Annotated in this window: 11 protein-coding genes; 7 read left to right on the forward strand and 4 right to left on the reverse strand. The window is 69.5% G+C overall.

All coding sequences use genetic code 11. The annotated features are described in order from the left end of the window. Positions 1 to 31: 31 nt before the first annotated feature. Together ACWDV4_RS06610 and ACWDV4_RS06615 are read left to right on the forward strand one after the other, a co-directional pair. Positions 32 to 3,115: a BTAD domain-containing putative transcriptional regulator gene (locus ACWDV4_RS06610; RefSeq protein ID WP_449975416.1), complete on the forward strand. Its 3,084-nt coding sequence runs from the start codon at positions 32 to 34 to the stop codon at positions 3,113 to 3,115. A gap of 147 nt (positions 3,116 to 3,262) precedes the next feature. Beyond that, complete coding sequence (locus ACWDV4_RS06615) at positions 3,263 to 4,933, forward strand: bifunctional 3-(3-hydroxy-phenyl)propionate/3-hydroxycinnamic acid hydroxylase (RefSeq protein ID WP_449975417.1); 1,671 nt, start codon at positions 3,263 to 3,265, stop codon at positions 4,931 to 4,933. 259 nt (positions 4,934 to 5,192) lie between these two features. On the opposite strand, the gene ACWDV4_RS06620 is transcribed toward ACWDV4_RS06615, so the two are convergent. Then, positions 5,193 to 5,777, reverse strand: coding sequence for a DUF3105 domain-containing protein (locus tag ACWDV4_RS06620; protein ID WP_449975419.1), 585 nt, complete (start codon positions 5,775 to 5,777; stop codon positions 5,193 to 5,195). 365 nt (positions 5,778 to 6,142) lie between these two features. Here ACWDV4_RS06620 and ACWDV4_RS06625 point away from each other — a divergent pair, with 365 nt between their 5' ends. From ACWDV4_RS06625 to ACWDV4_RS06640, 4 genes are read left to right on the forward strand one after another with little or no spacing between them, the layout of a single operon-like run. After that, the gene (locus tag ACWDV4_RS06625) at positions 6,143 to 7,282 is read left to right on the forward strand and encodes an ATP-binding protein (RefSeq protein WP_449975421.1); all 1,140 of its coding nucleotides are present in this window, start codon (positions 6,143 to 6,145) and stop codon (positions 7,280 to 7,282) included. Next, positions 7,282 to 9,747 carry a DUF5682 family protein gene (locus ACWDV4_RS06630; protein ID WP_449975423.1) on the forward strand — a complete coding sequence of 822 codons (2,466 nt, stop codon included), beginning with the start codon at positions 7,282 to 7,284 and terminating at the stop codon, positions 9,745 to 9,747. Before ACWDV4_RS06625 ends, ACWDV4_RS06630 begins: the two co-directional genes overlap by 1 nt. A gap of 11 nt (positions 9,748 to 9,758) precedes the next feature. Further along, complete coding sequence (locus tag ACWDV4_RS06635; protein WP_449975504.1) at positions 9,759 to 10,940, forward strand: VWA domain-containing protein; 1,182 nt, start codon at positions 9,759 to 9,761, stop codon at positions 10,938 to 10,940. Continuing rightward, positions 10,937 to 12,988, forward strand: a complete 2,052-nt coding sequence (locus ACWDV4_RS06640; protein ID WP_449975424.1) for a hypothetical protein — start codon at positions 10,937 to 10,939, stop codon at positions 12,986 to 12,988. Before ACWDV4_RS06635 ends, ACWDV4_RS06640 begins: the two co-directional genes overlap by 4 nt. A 49-nt stretch (positions 12,989 to 13,037) precedes the next feature. Here ACWDV4_RS06640 and ACWDV4_RS06645 read toward each other — a convergent pair whose 3' ends face one another. Together ACWDV4_RS06645 and ACWDV4_RS06650 are read right to left on the reverse strand one after the other, a co-directional pair. Continuing rightward, on the reverse strand, positions 13,038 to 16,286 hold the full coding sequence (locus tag ACWDV4_RS06645; protein WP_449975426.1) for a DUF4132 domain-containing protein: 3,249 nt from the start codon (positions 16,284 to 16,286) through the stop codon (positions 13,038 to 13,040). Between the two features lie 80 nt (positions 16,287 to 16,366). Then, a complete protein-coding gene (locus ACWDV4_RS06650; protein WP_449975428.1) occupies positions 16,367 to 17,350 on the reverse strand; it encodes an NAD(P)-dependent alcohol dehydrogenase in 984 nt (327 codons plus the stop codon). Positions 17,351 to 17,461: 111 nt separating this feature from the next. On the opposite strand from ACWDV4_RS06650, the gene ACWDV4_RS06655 reads away from it, so the two are divergent. Further along, entirely contained in the window at positions 17,462 to 18,178 is a 717-nt protein-coding gene (locus tag ACWDV4_RS06655) for a TetR/AcrR family transcriptional regulator (protein ID WP_449975430.1), read from the forward strand. A gap of 56 nt (positions 18,179 to 18,234) precedes the next feature. Here the strand turns inward: ACWDV4_RS06655 and ACWDV4_RS06660 are convergent, their stop codons facing one another. Further along, positions 18,235 to 19,260 (reverse strand): ParB/RepB/Spo0J family partition protein, encoded by a 1,026-nt coding sequence (locus ACWDV4_RS06660; RefSeq protein WP_449975432.1) that lies wholly within the window; start codon positions 19,258 to 19,260, stop codon positions 18,235 to 18,237. Positions 19,261 to 19,435 lie beyond the last annotated feature (175 nt).

Below are 19,435 nucleotides of genomic sequence, written 5' to 3' on the forward strand. Positions count from 1 at the left end.
GGCTGTCGAGACTGAACGTCGTGGTGATGGTGTGCAGTTCCGAGTACTAGGCCCACTGGAGATTGTCCAGGACGGACGGCTGGTGCCGGCCGGCGCGCCGAAACAGCAGGCGCTGCTGATTTTGTTCCTGATGCGACCAAACCGGGTCGTCACCGCCGACTGGTTGATCGACGCGCTCTGGGACGGTCACCCACCGGCCAGCGCGGGCATGACGTTACGTAGTTACGTCGCCGGGCTGCGCCGGGCCGTGGACCCGCAGCGCCCGCACCGCGCGCCCAGCCAGATCCTGCGCGGCCACCCCAAGGGGTACGAGTTTCGCGTCGACCCCGACGCGATCGACGCAAACCGGTTCACCCGACTGGAGGAGACGGCCGCCGTCACGCTCGCCGCAGGGGACCCGGTAGCGGCGGAACGCGGCTACGCGACGGCACTGGCATTGTGGCGCGGTGAGGCGCTGGCCGGGGCTGCCGAGCTGAGCGCCATACGGCCGGAGGCGACGCGGCTGACCGAGTTACGGATCAGCGCCGAGGAGGGCCGGTTCACGGCGGCCGTGGCCGCCGGCCGGCATGCGAGCGTGCTGCCGGACCTGCACCAGTTCGTGGCGGCCAACCCGCTACGGGAGGCGGCCAGGGTGCAACTCATGCTCGCGCTGTACCGGTCCGGGCGACAGACCGAGGCGCTGGCCGTCTTCGAAGCGGGACGGCGCATCATGGCCCGGGAGTACGGACTCGATCCCGGTGCCCAGGCCCGCGAACTGCACCGGCTGATCCTCGAACAGGCCGTACCGCCGGCACCGACGTCGACATCATCGGCGGTGTCGAGCGGCAGCAGGACGGAACAACTGGTTGGTCGGCAGACGGAACTGGCGTTACTGGAAGACGCGCTGGCCGAGGCGAGCCATCGTGGTGGCCGGGTGGTCGCCGTGGTGGGCGAGCCGGGAATCGGTAAGACCAGCCTGGCCGCTGCCATCAGCGAACAGGCGACCGCCGACGGTGTCCCGGTGGTGTGGGGCCACTGTCCCAACGTCGGTCAGTCACCGCCGTTCTGGCTGTGGCGACAGGTGGTACGGGAGCTCGCCGCGATGCCGCAGGCAGGCGCTACCGGATCAGCGGCATCCCTGGACGGGTTCGCCACCGGACCGCTGCACGGTCTGGACGGTGTTGCCGACCCCGATCCGGCCGCCCGGTTCCACGCGTACGAGGCTGTCGCGGATCTGGTGCGCACGGTGGCTGACCGGAACGGGCTGTTCATCGTTCTGGACGATCTGCATGCCGCAGATCCCGACTCGTTACTGCTGCTGCGGTTCCTTGCCACCGTCCTGCCGAGCACCCGCGCCCTGGTCCTCGCCACCCTGCGGCCGTACGAGCACCATGTGATGCTGGCGGCGACCGTGGCGGAGCTGGCCCGGGGGCCTGGCTTCACTCAACTGCGGCTGGCGGGGCTCGCCGCCGGGTCAGTCGCCGACCTGGTCCGCCAGCGGACCGGGGTGTTGCCCGAGGATCGACTCGTGGCCCGCCTGGTGACCCGTACCAGCGGAAACCCGTTCTTCATCACCGAATTGCTCCGGTCGGGGGCCGACCCGGCCATCGGGGACCTCCCGCCGAGCATCCGGGACACGGTCCGGCTTCGGCTGGGTGAGCTGCCCGAGTCGGCCCGGAACTGTCTCGACCTGCTCGGCGTGGCAGATCGCCAGTTGGACGCGAACACGATGGTGGCGGTCCTGGAGATGACGGCCGAGCAGGTTACCGACGGGCTGGTGACGGCGTACACGGCGGCGCTGGTCATCGAGGCCGGACCGGCGTCCACCCGGTTCCGCCATCCGCTCTTCGCCGAAGTTACCTACGCCGAGCTGCCCCCGCCGCGCCGAGCCGCGTTGCACGCCCGACTGGCCATGGCGTACGAGCGGGCCGGTGATGTCGCCCCGGCCGAGCTGGCCCACCACTACGGCCAGGCGATCGGGCTCGGCCATGGCCCGGACCATCTGCGATGGTCGCTGGCGGCAGCTGATGACGCGACCCGGCGGTTCGCCTACGAGGATGCGCTCAGTCATCTGGACCGCGCCGCGCTTCAGTTGTCGCCGGGCTCCGCTGGCTCGTCGTCGTCGGCCCGGACCGAACTCGCCGTCCAGCTCCATCGGGCCGCCTTGCTGCAGATGACGGTGGGCATCGGTGCCGACGCGGTCGACGGCGTCTGCTCCCGTGCCCGGGACCTGCTGTCCCTGGTCGGACCGGAGGCGGACATCCGGCCGGCGCTGTGGGCACTGGGCGAGCTGGCGGCCAACCGGGCCGACTACGCGATCTGTGCCGAGTTGGCCGAGCGCTTGATCCGGGCCGAGGACGGCGAAACTGGACCTACCGTCGCGGCCGGCGAATACCTACTGGGCTCGGTCGGCTACTTCGCCGGGACCCTGGCGGCGGCCGACCAGCGGCTCACCTCGGCGATCGACTGGCTGCGGGCTGCCGATCCACGGCTGCTCGGCCAGCAGATCGGCCGCCGCCCCGCGTTGGCGGCGTACAACTTCCGTGCGCTGGTCCGGTCGCTGCGTGGTGACGCCGCCGCTGCCCGGGCGGACATCGCCAACGCCGACCAGCTCGCCGAGGAACTCGGCGACCCGTACGGGCGGGCGAATGCCGCCTTGTACGCCGCCTGGATGGCAATGCAGGAACATGATGTGGACACCGCCCTGGCTGCGGCCCGTCAGTGTCGCGACATCGGCGCGGCCAACGGCATGCCGCACTTCGTGGCGACCGGCACGTTCTTCTTCGAGTGGGCCGCGGCCCGAAGCGGGGACCGTGCGCGGTTGCCCGCGATGCGCGCCGCAGCCGAGGGCATCTACCGTCCCGGGTTGCGAGCCACCCGGACCGTCACCTTCAGTGCGATGGCCGAGGCGTACCTGGCTGCAGGCGAGTTGGCGACCGCGGCGGACCTGGCCGACGAGGGGTTGGCCGTGGCCGACCGGCTGGGGGAGTTCGTCTTCATCGCCGAACTGCATCGGATCCGGGGTATCGCGTGTGGCGATCCCGCCGAGTTGGTTGTCGGTGCCCGGATCGCTGCCGAACAGGGTGCCGGGCTGCTGCTGGCCCGCTTCACCACGCCGGACAACCCACTGACCTGACCTCGGTCTCCACGCGCTCTGCATACCTTCTCCACAGCCGCCTGATGTCGTGGTCACCGTCCTGGGACGGCTGGGCCGTCCCGCTGAGTCGTGATCGTTCCGGGGGGTACCTTCATGCGTCCAGATCAGCCGTCGGGTTACGGAACGGTGCAGGAAGTCGATGTCGTTGTCGTAGGGTGCGGCCCGGTCGGCGCACTGACGGCGAACCTGCTCGGTGCGCGGCGCATGCGTACGTTGGTGGTCGAGCGGGGCAGCGCTCCGCACGGCCAACCTCGGGCGTTCTCCTGCGACGACGAGGCACTGCGCATCTACCAGCAGGCCGGCCTGCTGGACGAGATTCGCGGTGACCTGCACCAGCCGTCGCGGGCAGACTACGTCAACCGGGCCGGCCAGACCTTCGCCACCATCGCCCTGTCCGAGGTCGACTTCGGCTTCGGACACGCGCCGCTGAACTTCTTCGACCAGCCGTTGCTGGAACAGGCGCTCCGCACCGGTCTGGGCCGGTTCGACCACGTCGACCTCGCCCTCGGTACGGAGCTGGTCACCCTGCAACAGGACGACGAGTGGGTGCACCTGGTGTTGCGCGACGTGACCACCGAGCAGTTCCGGCCGGTACGGGCCAGATACGTGCTCGGCTGCGACGGAGCCCGCAGCACCACCCGGTCGGCCGTCCGGATCCCACTGGTGGGGGCCAGCTACGCGGAGCCGTGGCTGGCCGTCTCCGGCGACATCGCTCCGGACGGCGTCCGACTGGGCCACACCGCGTTCGTGTGTGACTGGCAGCGGCCTGCGTTCGTATCGCCCGGAGCCCGGGGCAGTTACCGGATGGAGTTCATGCTGCGTCCCGGTGAAACCGAGGCCGACATGCTCCGACCGGAGACCCTTGCCCGGTTGATCGATCCGTACGTCGACCCGGCCCGGTTCAGCATCACCAGGGCGGTGGTCTACACCTTCCACCACCTTGTCGCACGGCAGTGGCGTCGGGGCCGGGTGTTTCTGCTGGGCGATGCGGCCCACCAGATGCCCCCGTTCCTCGGTCAGGGCCTGTGTAGTGGCCTGCGCGACGCGGCGAACCTGTCCTGGAAGCTCGCGATGGTGCTGTCCGGTGCCGCCGACCCGGCACTGCTCGACACGTACGAGGTGGAACGGCGCCCGCACACGGTGGCGATGGCGCAGACCAGCGTACGGATGGGACGGATTTTCCTGGCTCGTAGCCGCAGCACCGCCTGGCTCCGGGACACCGCGCTGCGGGCCGTCCAGGCGGTGCCCCGGGTGCGTCGATTCATCCGGCACTTCGAGTTCAAGCCGGTACCGGCGTATCAGCGGGGTCTGCTGGCTGGCGGCCGGCGGGACGGTGCGGTGGGGACAATGTTTCCCCAGCCACGGGTCGGTATCCCGGGTTCGGCCGAGCCACAGCTGCTCGACAAGGCGCTCGGCTCCGGTTTCGCGGCGCTCGGAGTTGGTGTGTCATCGGCTGCCCCAGACAACTCCCACTGGCACGGACTGCCAGTACGTTTCGTCGCCGTACACCCGGCCGGCACCCCGCTGGAGAACCTACCCACGCCAGGCGAGTCCGATCGGCGCGTGGACGTCGTCGATGTCGATGGAACGATCGGCAGTTGGCTGCGCGGTCACCGGGCAGACCTGGTGATCCTGCGGCCGGACCGGTTCGTCTTCACCCTCGCGACGGCCGACGATCTCGATCGCGCCGCGCGGGAACTCTCGGCCGCCCTCGCCGCCCCGGCCGGGGTACCCAGTGCCGATTACCGCTCGGAGGAAGAGACGGCTGCGGCAATCGCCTCCGCGACGCACTCGTAGTCCCTGACGAGTGGGCCGACCAAACGTGGTTCGGGCTCGACCGCCGCCACCAACCCGCGCACCAGGTCGCGAATTCGGGCTTCGTGCGATGGCGGACGGGCCCGAGGGTGCCGCCGGTGGTAACTGCGCCAACGTCGCAGGCCAATGTCGACGAGGCGTTCGCGGCCATCCGGTGCGGCGACGGGACATCCCTGACTCCACAGGTCGGCCAACGCTGCCAAAGCGACGGTACGAGCCGGCTCTGCCATCCGGTGGCGGATCATCGTGTCCTAGTGACTCCGTTGCCGCAGGTCGCTCCGGGTTCCATCGACGCGGTCTCCCGGTAGGTTCGGATGAATTCGTCGATCGCCTCGTCATCGACGTCGTTGACTCGGAGCTGGTAGCCCCAGGCCTGCAACGAGATCGGCGACTCCTGTCCCGGGTAGGGGCTGAGCATCAGGTACGTCTGCCCGCGTACCCGCTTGGCGAGCCGCTCCACGTCGGCCGCTGGCAGGCTCGGCAGGTAGGTGATCCACACCGCGCCGTGTTCGAGGCTGTGCACCGCGTTGCCGTCCACGATGGGTGCCGAGTAGACGTCACCGTTGCAGTTCTGCCACATGGAGAAGTGCGGGCCGCCGGCCGGTGGCGTCATCGGGTACCTGGGAGGTAGTGCGACGTGGTCCTGTGCCAACGCCTCCGGGTTCGTCTTGCGATAGTCGATTACCTCAGCCAGGGTGTTTTTGTTTTTGGTCTGCTGGTACCAGAGAAAGCCGCCCACCCCACAGACGAGCAGGGCCAGTACGACGACTCCGGCCACAATCCCGATGATCAGCCCGGTACGCCTGGCCGGTCGAGTTGGCGTCACCGGCCCGCCGGGGTGCGAATAGCCCGGCGGGCCATAGCTGGGCGGCTGGCCGTACCCGGGCGGTGGCGCCCCGTAGCCTGGCGGGTTCCCGTAGTCGGGCGGTGGCGCCCCGTAGCCTGGCGGGTTTTCGTAGCCGGGCTGCGGCGGTAGCGGCCCGGACGTTTGCGGCGGTACCGGTGGTGATCCCGACGGCGAGCCAAATTGCTGCTGCTGGGGCTGTTCCGGGTTGCCCATGTCTACTGTTGCCTCCGGGCCAGGATTGGGAACCCGATCCTACCGAGGGCCATGTACGCACCGCGAGAACGTCCGAGGAGGCCGGAAACCCGAGCCGTACGCCTCATGGCCAAGTGAGATCATTTCGTGGCATGCAGGTTCGGCGGTGTGGGCAGGACGACGGTACTGCGGAAGGCGGGGACGTGGACACCGAGGTCATCCAGCGGCCACCAGCGGAGATCCGGTACGCCGACCAGCTCGCGCGGCTGCGGGAGAGTGACCGGCACGAGCGGCCACCCGGCTGGGCGTTGAGCCTCGACGCGGCGCGTCGGTTCGTGGTGGGGGATGACCAGCTTGGCATCACCAGGAAGTTCGTCGGTGACCCGTCACTGATCGACCGGGCGCTGGTCACGTTGGCGACCAGCCGAGGGCTGATGCTCGTCGGAGAGCCGGGCACCGCCAAGTCACTGCTGTCGGAACTGCTGGCGGCGGCGGTCTGCGGCAGCTCCACCCTGACCATCCAGGGCGGGGCCGCGACGACCGAGGACCAGATCAGATACTCCTGGAACTATGCGCTGCTGGTCGCGGAGGGACCGTCGACTCGGGCACTGGTGCCGGCGCCACTGCTGCGCGGGATGGCCGAAGGCAAGATCGTCCGGTTCGAGGAGATCACCCGATGCCCGCTGGAGGTGCAGGACTGTCTGCTGTCGCCGCTCTCCGATCGGGCGCTGACCGTACCGGAGCTGATCGGACCGGATGCGATGGTCTTCGCTCGCGAAGGGTTCAACGTCATCGCCACGGCGAACACCCGGGATCGGGGCGTCAACGAGATGAGCGCCGCGCTCAAACGCCGGTTCAACTTCGAGACCGTCTTCCCGATCGCGGATCTCACCACCGAGCTCGACCTGGTCGAGGCCGAGGCCCGGTCGTTGCTGGAGCGCTCGGGTGTACGGACCCCGCCGCGTCGCGACGTACTGGAGGTGCTGGTCACCACGTTCCGGGAACTGCGCAGCGGTACGACCGACCGGGGGGACGCCATGGACCGTCTCTCCTCGGTGATGAGTACGGCTGAGGCGGTCTCGGTCGCGCACGCCGTCGGATTGCGTGGTTGGTTCCTGCGTCGGGACGCCGGCAGCGCCGCCGACATCGTCGCCTGTCTCGCCGGCACCGCCGCCAAGGACGATCCGGAGGATCTCGCGAGGCTGCGTCGCTACCTGGAGCAGCAGGCGTCCCGGCGGGACGGCCCGCAGTGGAAGGAATTCCACGAGGCCCGAAACCTGCTGCCCGGCTGATGTCGCCGACCTTCATCGGAGTCCGTCACCACAGTCCAGCGTGTGCCCGTCTCGTTGCCGCCACCATCCGGCGGCTGCGCCCGGCGTACGTGTTGGTCGAGGGGCCGGCCGATGTCAACGACCGGCTCGACGAACTGCTGCTGGGGCATGATCTGCCGATCGCGATCTTCAGCTCGTATCGGGACCGGGACCGGGACCGGGTCCACGCCGCGTGGACGCCGCTGTGCGAGTACTCCCCGGAGTGGGTGGCGCTCACCGTGGGGCGCGAGGTCGGTGCCGAGGTACGCCTCATCGACCTGCCGTCCTGGCACCCGGCGCTGACCGGACGGCGCAACCGGTACGCCGACGCGGAACAGCGGTACGCCGACGCGGTGGATCGGCTCTGTCGGGAGTTCGCCGTCGACAACGTCGACGGACTCTGGGACCACCTGTTCGAGTCCGTCGATCCCGGTGCCGCCGACGACCTGCTCGACGACCTGCTTGACGAGCTCAGCGAGCGGTTGGCCAGCTACTTCGACGTGGTGCGCGGGGACTCCGATGCTGGCCAGGAGGACACCGTACGCGAGGCGTACATGGCGGACTGGGTCGGTGCTGCGGTCGGGGCGGCCGGCGACCGGCCGGTCGTGGTGGTGACCGGTGGATTTCACCGTCCCGCCCTCGTCCGCCTGATTGCGCAACGCCAGTCCGAACAGAAGCTCGCCGAACAGAAGCCCGCCGAGCGGGAGCGGGCCATCACTCCCGCGTCGGGCTGGCCCGAGGTGCCAGGGCTGCCGGCGGATGCGCACGGTGGTAGCTACCTGGTGCCGTACTCGTTTCGGCGGCTGGATTCCTTCGACGGTCACCAAGCTGGGATGCCGTCTCCCGGGTACTACCAGCGGCTGTGGGCGGACGGTCTGGCCGGCGCGGCAGCGGGCACCATCGAAGCAGTGGTCGATCGGTTGCGCGAGCGGCGACAGGTGGTGTCGACCGCTGACCTCATCGTCGCTCGGGCGATGGTGGCCGGCCTGGCCCGGCTGCGCGGGCACTCTGAACCGACCCGGACCGATGTGCTCGACGGCCTGGTCAGCGCCCTGGTAAGTGAGCCGATGGACGTCCCGCCGCCGTGGGCCGGACGGAACTCGCGGACTGGGCAGGGACGATCAGCCGCCGGCACGCATCCCGCCGTGTTGGAGATGGTCACGGTGCTCGGCGGCGACCGGGTCGGCCGGCTGCACCCGGACACCCCGGCACCGCCGCTGGTCCATGACGTTACCGTCGAGCTGGAGCGGCACGGCCTGGCCGACCCCGGCGAGGTACACCTGGACCTGACCGTGGAGCGCGATCGGGTTCGTAGCCGGATCCTGCATCGGTTGCGAGTACTGGCAATCCCCGGATTCGATCATCGATCAGGCCCGAGAACCGGCGTCGACCCGGTGCTCACCGAGCACTGGGTGTGTGCCGCCAGTGCACTGCGGCTGCCGGCCCTGATCGAGGCGGGCGCGTACGGCGCGACGCTGCTCGACGCGGCGGCTGCCGTACTTGAGCAGCGAGCTGGGCAGGTGGGCGGCGTGATCGACGAGCTGGCGTCGGTGCTGTTCGACGCGGCGTTCTGCGGGGTCGGGGAGCTGTCCGCCCGGGTGCTGGGCACGATCACCGCGGCGCTCGGCACGGCCTCGGATGTCGGCCCGCTCGGCCGGGTCCTCGCCATCGTGCTCGACCTCTGGCGTCATGACCGGTTGCTGGGTACGGCGCACAGCCCGACCCTCGGTGCGGTGATCGTCGCGGCGGTTGCCCGGGTGCTGTGGCTGCTGGAAGGGATACCCGGTAAGGCGGCCGGCGCCGACCTGCCTCGGCTCGCGGCCGTTGTCGCCACCAGGGACGCGTTCGTGTACGCCGACACCGCTCTCGGCCTGGACCGGGGTGTGGCGATTGCAGTGATGTCGCGGGTCGCCCGGGACAACGCGGCGCCGCCGGACCTGCGCGGCGCCGGGTTCGGCTTCTGCTGGTCGCTGGGCGGGCCGGACCTGCTGCCGAAGGCGCCGGGGCAGGACGCGGCCCGCATGGTGCGCGGGGTCGCGACGCCGACGCTGCTGGGCGACTGGCTGGCCGGCCTCTTCGCGCTGGCCCGGGAGCGGGTGCTCGCCGGAGAGCACACTGTCCTGGAGATTCTTGACGACATCCTGGCGATGATGGCCGAACATGACTTCCTGCTTGCCCTGCCGGCGTTGCGGCAGGCGTTTGCGTTCTTTCCGCCCCGAGAGCAGGAAATGATCTCGCAGCAGCTCCTGGAGCGGCGGGGGTTGCGCGCCGCTGGTCGGTCGCTGCTGCGCGGCGATATCGGTGATCTCGGTGATGCGATCCTGCGGCGTGGCCGTGCGCTCGAAGCACAGGTCGACACGTTGCTGGCCCGAGACGCGTTGTTGGCCCGAGATGCGTTGCCGGCCCCGGAGGGGTTGCTGGACGGGGAGAGGGGAACACCGGCGTGACTATCGACCCCATGTCGGGCTCCGCGCAGCTGGACCCGACGTTGGAACGCTGGCGGCTGGTGCTCGGCACCGCCGGGCAGTCGTGTCTCGGCGGGCATCCGCTCGGTGCGGACGCCGCAGCCCGCGATGCCGCCCTGGACTGGCTCTACGGCAGAGACGCGGAACTGGCCCGCAGGGACATCCGCGGTGGCGGGGTGGGGCGAGCCGCAGGGGAGCGGGAGACGGCCGACCGGAGTGGCGGCAGCGGACCCTCGGCCCTGACCACCGTGGACTGGCTCGACGAGATCACCCGGCTCTTTCCGAAGGAGACGATCGAACGGCTGGAGCGGGACGCCGTGGAGCGGTACGACATCCACGACGTGGTGACCAATCCGGCCGTCCTCGAACGCATCGCACCGAATCCGACGCTGCTCAAGGCGGTGCTGCGGACCAAGTACCTGATGAGTCCGGACGTGCTGCTCCTGGCTCGGCGTCTGGTCGATGCGGTGGTCAGGGAGCTGATCGAGCGGCTGGCCACCGAGGTGCGCCGATCGTTCGCCGGGGCACGGTCCCGGCGAAGCAGCCGGTTCAAGTTGGCCCGCGACTTCGACCTCCGCCGCACCGTACGCGCCAATCTGGCCCACTATCAGCCGGAGGAGCGCAAGCTCTACGTCCAGACGCCGTACTTCGTCGCCCGCGATGAGCGCCGGCTGCGCCAGTGGCAGATCATCCTGCTGGTCGACCAATCCGGTTCGATGGCCGGATCGGTGATCCATTCGGCAGTGACCGCGGCGTGCCTGTGGGGACTGCCGGGTGTCAAGGTCCATCTCGTCGCCTTCGACACCGGGATCGTCGACCTGACCGCAGACGTGCAGGACCCGGTCGAACTGCTGATGCGGGTGCAACTCGGCGGGGGCACCGATATTGCCCGGGCGGTCGGATACGGCGCGGGTCTGGTCGACAACCCGCGCCGGACGATCGTCGCGCTGATCACGGACTTCTTCGAGGGCGGCGACGCCGGGAAACTGGTGCGCACGGTACGTCACATGGTGGAACAGGGGACGACGGTGCTCGGGCTCGCGGCGCTGGACGAGGAGGCGGAACCGGCCTACGACCGGGACCTGGCCCAGCGGCTCGCCGACGTCGGTGCCCATGTCGGCGCGATGACCCCGGGTCAACTGGCCACCTTCGTCGCGGAGAAGGTGGGACGGTGAGCCGTGCCGACCTGCTGGCGCTGACGCCGGACTCGCTCGCCGCGTTGACCAACCGGGGTCTGGTGAAGCGTGCGACCAGGGAGGTGGAGGACGCCACCGGACCGGCGCTGGAGGTCGGTGCCGACGGCACGGTCAGCGGCGCGTACCCCGATGGGGTCCGGGTCGTGCTGCCCGCCGGAGCAGGTTTGGAGAGCGCCACCTGTACCTGCGCGGCCACCGGTGGCTGCCGGCACATGGTCGCCCTGGTACTGACCTACCAGCGACAGGCCGGCGACGGCCCACCACGGAATGAACCAGCCGGGCCGGGGCAGCCGGCGCCCGTCTCGGCGGCGGCAACCGTCCCGGAGCCGGCAACCGCTTCGGATCCGGCGGTGACGATCTGGTCGCCGGGGGAGTTCACCGACGAGGCGTTGCGGGAGCTGGTCGGTACGCGAGCCTTCGACGCTGCCCGCCGCACCCTGCGGGCCGGGTTCACCGCTCGGGTACGGCGACCGACCCAGGCGGAGCCCGTGCCGTCGGTGGAGTTCGCGGCCTGTTCCATCCGATTCCTGGTACCCCATGAGCTTGCCTACGTGCACAGCGACGCGGCGGACGGAACACGGGACCGGTTCATTCCGCTGGCGGTATGGGCCTTCCAAGCTGCGGACGAGCAGGCACCCGATGCCGAGACGGTGCTGGTCGAGGTTGGCGGGAATCGCACCGGAACGCGAACCCCCTCCGGCCTCGGCCCCGCGCTGGCGCTCACCGAGGAGATCCTGCTCGACGGGATCGTCCACACCGGCACCGCCCAGGCAGCAACGATCGCGCACGTCCGGCGTGACCTGGACACCGCCGGTCTGCGGTGGCCGCTGCTCGCCGTCGACGAACTGGCGGAGCAACTCGACCGGTACCACTCGCGCAGCGCCCGGTACCGCCCCGAGACCGTGGCACAACTGATCGCCGAGCTGCACGCCCGGCACCGGGCCTCGACCGGCCGGGCGTCCCACCCCCCGGCCTGGGTGCTGGGTACGCGGGAGGCAGCGAGTACGACCCTGCGGCAGGTACGCCTGATCAGCCTCGGTTGCCGGGTCACCAACGGCGTGGGGCCGGACGATGAGCGGACAGTGGACGTGTACCTTGTCCATCCGGAGACCGCGTCCGTGCTCGTGCTGCGGCGTACCTGGAAGGTGCCAGACGACCAGCCGCTGACCGGTGCCCAGCTCGGCAACGAACGTATCGGCGGCGGCACACTGAGCCAGCTCGCCGCCGGCAGCGTGATCAGCGCGTCGGCCGTCCGCAGCGCCAGTCGGATGGTGCGGCTGGCCAGCAGCCGGGGATCCAGATCCACGGTCGTTCCATACGATGACGGGTGGGCCGAGCTGCCCTCCGCGCTGCTGGTCCGCGACCTCGCCGAGGAGTGTCGGAGGATGGGTGAACTGCCGCCCCGACTGATCCGGCCTCGGGTGGCGGCCGAGTTCGTCCGTCCGGTGACGATCGGCAAGGTGTGTTCGGTCGGCTATCTTCCCAGCGATCAGCGGCTCACCGCGACCATCGAAGACCCCGCAGGTACGCGCGCCACCATTTCGGCCAGCTACCGATCGGTGTGCCCGGGGGCTCTGGACGCACTCGCGGACGCCCTTGGCGGGGTTCACGGCCGGCCGCGTTACGTCAGCGGGATTCTGCGCCGTACGCGGGGCGAAATTGTCATCGACCCGTTGGCGGTGGCGGTCGACTCGAAGCTGGTCGTCCTCGACCTGGCCCCGGGGAACGGTTTCGGCGCGTTGGACACCGGCGAGTCGATTCAGCGCGCCGACCCGGTCGAGGTGGCGGTCGAGACCGCACTGTCCCTGCTGGCGGAGGCCGCGCATCATGGTCTTCGGCGACTGCCTCCGGCCTTCGCCAGCCGACTCGCCGCCGCATCCACCAACCTGGCCCGATCGGGTCTACCCCGGGCCGGTGCCTGCCTGAATGATCTGGTTGCCGCCCTCGGCCCAGATCCGGGCGGGGCGGCGACAGCTGCCTGGGTCGATGCCCAGATCCGGCTCAGCGTCACCGACGAATGCCTGTGACGCTGAGCCGGATCCGTTGTCCTTCGGGTGCCGCCCGCCGCCGGACCGGTCAGCGCGCCAGGAAGCGCAGGTCGCGTATGACCTCGGAGATACCGATCGGGCCGAGGTCGGCCAACTTGGCACCGTCCTCGGCCTGGTTACGGCCGGCTGCCCCGTCCGGCGAGATGCTGGTCGTCCAGACCCGGACGCGGGTCAGTTTCTGAGCCGCGTCCGGTTCCTGCCAGTGGAAGCCGGGCGAGTACTCGATCTCGACGGTGCGGTCGCCGGGCCAGTCCCGCAGCACCGCGCTGTGGTAGTCGTTCTCGTATCGCCGCCAGCCCTGGGCGGTCAATGCGAACAGTTTCCGCCCCTCGACGCTGGTGCCGACGAAGGAACTCAACTCGGCGTTCGCCTCGGCCTCCGAAAGGTCGATCATCTCGCGGGTGAGTTGGGGAAAGGGTTGGGTGATGGCGTAGTCGGCGAACACCGTGGTCCACGCCGCCCGGTCAGCGGTGAAGTGCCAGGGGTGTACCACCCCCACCGTTGCCGTCGGGTCGAGCGCGAAGGTCTTGTCGTCGATGTCGGCGAGGGTGCGGTCCTCAGCCGCGCGGAACGTGGTGACGACCGTTCCCTGCTCGTCGAAGGTGGCCCACAGCAGCCTATGGGTGAGTTGCCACATCAGCGGGTGCTGGACGAACAGGCGCTGGAACTCCTCTGGGGTCCAGCGGCGGCCCGTGACCATCGCCTCTTCGAGGGCGCGGGTCCGGTCGGTGGCGATGGTTTTGACGTCCTTCTTCAGCTCCGTGAACCGCCGCTGGGCGGCCGATGCCAGCGTCGGGTCGTCGGTGGCCGCTGGTCGGGGGAGGCGGGTGAGACGTTTGCCGTGTTGGTCGGTGATCGTGGGCTGAAGTTGCTCGTCGAGGCTGATGGTGAACCGTCGGGAGCCGTAGTCGAGGGTGGTCCGGGCGTCGGTGTCGAGGCCGAGGTCCGGCACGATCCGATCGGCGAGCTGCGCGGGCTGCAGCCCGCGGGCTTCGGCGGCGGCCTGTATGCGCTGCTCGGCGAAGCGGCGGAAGCCGGCGGTCTTGGCCTTGCGGGACAATCGCTGTAGAGCTGTCAGGGCGACGTCGGTGCCGATCGCGGCGAGTACGTCCATGCCGGTGCGTACGCGCAGGCTGCTGCCGGTCGCCCAGGCGGGGAAGAGTGACGTCAGGGGTGCCACGGTGGTGTCGTCACCGAGCAGGGCCAGGGCCACCATGGCGAGCTGGCTCTTTGCCGGATACTGCGCGGCCTGCCACTGCTCGAAGATCGTCCAGGCAAAGGCGGCGAGGCTGTGTGGCTCGCAGAGCGCGCGTACCTCGGCGATTCCGGGGTGGGGTGCGGCGATTTTCGAGACGGCGAGCAGCGCGCACAACTGGCGTACCGCGTCGGGGGACAGCACCTCGCCGCCCTCTTGTAGCCGCACTGCGGGAAGGGTCGCGATGACCAGCCAGTCCGGCAGGTCGGGAACCCGCATCGGCTTCCCGTCGGGCCGACGTGGGGGGCCGGCCAGCACTGGCAGCATCGCGCCCACCGCGACATCCGGAGTGTTGCCGGTGGGCGAGGTGTCCGCCGAGGGGTCCGCTGCGCTGGCAAGGATGGTCTTCACCCGGGCCTGTGTCGCCGTATCAAGGGTCGGCAGCGTGCTTGCGACCGCCTCCGGATAGGCGAGTACGTGGTTGCGCAGCAACTCCGACACGGTCGGCATGGCATCGGTGTCCACCGCGTCGGCGGACTTCGCCAGCAGCACTCGTAGTGCGAGTTGCGGGTCGCGTTTGGCGGCGGTCAGCAGCGCAGGGCGGAAGTACTTACGTTCGACCCGGTCCACCAGATGGCCGAACGCCTCCTCGGTCGGGATCGCGGCCAGCGCGGCGACCGCCCGTTTCTCGTCGTCGGCGCTGTCGAGATAGTTGTAGTACCGGGTCTGTTCGTGACGGTCCAGCAGGGCTGCCCAGCCCGCGCCGATTCCCGCGCCGCCGCTGGCCACGATCTCCTCGGCCCTGGCCCGCACCTCGGCTGGCAGCGTTGCGGCCGCAGCCGGCAGCAGCCGCGGATCGGCCAGCACCTGAGTGCCCAGCAGATCCGTGTACAGCGCCACCTCCTGCGGATTCGCAATCACCTGACGGTCGTACCGCTGCGTGTACGTCGGCGGCGCTGCTTCGAGCTCGCTGAGTATCCGTAGCGCCCGCACCGGATATCGCGACAGCACTCCGGTTTTCAGGAACGCGCCGGGGCGTACCGATTCCTCACCGAAGATCGCCCGGCACAGCAGTCGAAACGCGTCGTCGGTCGGGATCAGCGAGAGCATACGAACGCCCTCAACCCCCAGCCGTTCGCGACGTTTCCACTTGTCGTCTTCGAGCCGCAGCAGCCTGCGGTAGAACGAGTTGATGAGGATCGGGGCAGCGGCCGGTCCGACCCCGTCCAGGACCGTGCTCACCGGCCCGGCCGACCGGTCGAACCGGTGCATGACGAACGCCATGTCCCGGATGTTGCCGTCGAGTAGTTCGAGGTGGTGGACCGTGCTGGCCGCAAGGAGTAGTAACCCACTCAGATAGTGATAATTGTTTTGGCCGAGGCCTTCGTCGTCCGGATCAGTGGACCAGGCTGCGGCTGCGACGCAATCCTCGTCGACCCATGCCACCTGCGTCGGCACCAGGTAGGACGTCATGATCCGGCCGACCGGCGACGTCCGGTACTCGCCGAGGATTTCGCAGACCCGCTCGTATTCGGCATCGGTCGCCACGGCCAGGTGGGCCCGTACCGCATGGGCCATTGGGAAGAGACTGTTCCGGTCGTCTCCGCGCCACAAGGATTCATAGGTCTTCTCCGGACGAGGGTCGATCGTCCAGAGTGATCTGTCGACGATGAGCCTGGTCATTTCTCCGATGACCCGGGCAGCGAACTCGATCCCGTACCGGGACACCCACACATCAGCGGAACATGTCGGGGTCTCGTAGTCCCTGCCGATGAGCATGGTGGCTACTGCGGCTCCGACCAGGTTCGTCTCGTCGCCAGGATCGTCGAGCTCCCGCCAACTGCGCAGGTAGCGCTGGCCCTCGGCGAGCAGCGCCGGGTCGTACAACACATCGCGATCCGACGCCCTCGCCAGAGCCCTCGAGACCTCGTCTGACCTCAGCCGGGTGCGTAGCCGGACGTCTGCGTCGAGTGGGATGGCTCGCTCCGGTGCCGGGTGCCCACCTCGGCGAGGATCCAGCGCCTTGCGCCACGCATTGGGCAGCACCCAGGCGTCCTCGTCCGGCAGCACGAACTTCGGCATGAACCCTCCCTAATCAATCAACGGCATCCGAAGGCTAGACCACCGGTAGGACAGGGCCAGTCGCGTTCGTGGTCGGTACGTCAGATGGTGATGACCACCTTTGCCCGTGCGTGTTCACCTTCGAGGTATCGGATGGCTTGGGGTACCTCGTGCAGCGGATAGGTCCGGTCGATGACCGGGGTGAGGCGGCCGGCCTCGACGTGGGTGCGGAGCGTGTCGAGGTGTTGCTGGCTGGGCGTTGCGGTGAGTGTGACGATGCGGTGTCGCACGAAGGGAGCCAGTAGCCGCCCGCGCGTGATGAGCCCGACCGGTCCGATGAGGCTGCCGCCGCGGTAGACGCCGCCGCCGGAGAGCACCACCGTCCCGGTCGAGGTCAGCGGCCGTCGGAGCGCGCTGAGAGAGCGGTTGCCGACCAGGTCGAACACCAGGTCGTAGCGGCGGGCGTCGTGACTGAAGTCGTCGCGGGTGTAGTCGAGGACGTGGTCGGCACCGAGGGAGCGGACCAGGTCCACGTTGCGGGTGCTGCACACCGCGCTCACCGTCGCGCCGAGGACCTTGGCCAACTGGACGGCCAGGGTGCCGACGCCGCCGGAGGCACCGTTGATGAGGACACGGTGGCCGGGTGCGACCTGCCCGACGTCGCACAGTCCCATGAGCGCGGTGACACCGGCCAGGGGCAGGGCGGCTGCCTGCTGCGGTGTCAGGTTCGCCGGCTTCGGCGCGATCAGGTTCTCGGGCACGCGCACGTACTCGGCGAATGCGCCGTTGGCATCACCGAGGTCACCGAAGACGGCGTCGCCTGGGCGTACCTGTCGAACGTGGGCACCAACGGCCTCGACCCGGCCGGCGAAGTCGCGGCCACGGATGCGTGCGTGGGGCCGTGACCGACCCATGGCCAGTCGCGCTATCCGAGGATCGCCACGCATGGCATGCCAGTCGTAGGCGTTGAGTGCGGCGGCCTCGACCCGCACCAGCACCTCGTCGACCGAAGGTGTCGGCGTGTCGATGTCCGCGAGCCGGAGCGTTTCCGGCGGACCGTAGTGGTCTTGGACGATTGCTTTCATTTTTCCCTCCCTGGGTGTACGGCGTACACCTCATAGGAAGAAATCTAAGTGTACGCCGTACACCTGTCAATACCGTTATGGTGTCAACCGTTGCCGGAAGACGAGGATGAGATGGCTGAGCAGGCTGAAGTGCTGCGCCGGACGCCGCTGAGCCGGGATCGGATCCTGCACGCCGCCGTCGCGCTCGCCGACGCGGCCGGGATCGAGTCCCTCAGCATGCGCAACCTCGCCCAGGAACTGGGTGTCGTGCCGATGGCCCTCTACAAGCATGTGGCCAACAAGGACGAACTACTCGACGGCATGATCGACGTGGTCGTCGGCGAGATCGATCCGCTCGTGCCCCACGTCGACTGGAAGTACGTGGTCCGTGAGCGCATCCTCTCTGCACGGCAGATGCTGCGACGCCACCCCTGGGCGCCGCTCGCGATCGAGTCGCGGAACATGGCGACGCCGGCCGTCCTGGCCTACCTCGATTCGATGGTCGGGACACTTCGAGCCGGCGGGTTCTCCGCCGATCTGGCCCACCACGTGATGCACGCCATGGGCAGCCGAATCCTGGGCTTCAGTCAGGAGCTGTTCGACGTCTCCCGGCGCGCCGGCCGATCCGGCACGATCCAGCCAGAGCCGCCGGAGGGCCTACCACCGGAAGCCGCAGCCCGGTTTCCGCATCTCGCCGAGATCGCCACGGCAGCGCCCCACGACGACGCATCGGTCGTGGGGCAGGGCTGCGACGACCAGTTCGAGTTCGAGTTCGCGCTGGACCTGCTGCTGGACGGCATCGAACGGCTACAACAGCAGGGCTGGACGTCGTCGCGTCGACCCCGGTGAAGACGGCCAGGACGAGACACTATCCCGGCACCGTGCGGCGGCGCGGGGCACTGGGGTCAAGCTGCCCGGGACGGTAGCTGCTCGTCGTTGAGTTGTTCAGCGAAGTCGAGCCAGCCGCTGGCGCAGGCGCGTGCCACCGCGTGCAGCGAACGCTGGCAGTGGTCAGGGACCGCGTCGGTCATCGGGCCGGAGCGGTCGAGGAAGGCCAGCGTGGTCGACACCAGACGGAGCAGTGCCCGCCCTTGGTCCGTGTAGCGCAGCGCCGGCTCCCGGGTCAACCACTCCAACTGCTCACGAATCCTTGGCACGGCGGTGCGCCCGGCGTCCCCCGTAGCCCACTGTCGTTCCGGGCGCGGCGTCCCGCCGGCCTGGCTCACCAACGCGGGGCTTGTGGCGAGCAGACGCCGCCGTACGTCCAGGGCAGTGCCGACGGAGACACCGGCGCGGCGCGCTACCTCGCGCAGGCTCACGTCCGGCTCCTCGCGCATGATCTGCTCGGCGACGCGGCGTCCCTCCTGGGCGGACAACGGGTGCCGCCGGCCGTCGCGCCCGATCCGGGTGGTCAGCCGCTGCTGGTCGTCGGCCGACTCCTGTCGCAACCGGGCGACCGTACGCGGCGCGACCCCGCACATCGCGGCGATCCAGCGGTCTGAGCAGTGGGGATGCGTGCTGAGAATGCGCCGTACCGCCGCCGCGCGATCCTGCGTGCGCAGCGCCCGGCCGTGAATGGCGTTGAGCCGTACCGCGACGACAAAGGCCTCGTCGTAGCTTCCCTCGAAGTAGACCACGGGCACCTGCCGCTCGCCGTGACTGCGCGCCGCCGCCAGCCGGTGCAACCCGTCCATCACGCGCATCGTGGCCCGGTGCACCACCAGGGGCGGCAGCTCCTCCGGCAGCCCGGCCAGGTGCCGCACGTACGTGGTGTCGATCCCGTCGAGCCGGGGCGACAGCCCTCGCCGTAGCAGATCGATGTCCACCCATTCGACGTCGCTGCGGATGCGCCGGAGTACATCCTCAAGCCTGCTCTCCACCAGCGCGGTGTGCTGCACTGTGCCGTTGGTCATCGCCACCGCCCAGGACACGTCATCCTGCCCTCCGCTGGAATATGGCCATCCGAGAAACCGCGCTGGGCCGGATGGGCGGGCAGAACCTATCTCGATGTCGCCGGGGCTGGGCATAAACGGCGTACAAAGTCTGTACAGACCGCTGTTCGGGAGCCCTCGTCAGGGCGTCCGCAAGCTGGTGCGGGTGTTCGGA

Source organism: Micromonospora sp. NPDC003197, from assembly GCF_053590565.1.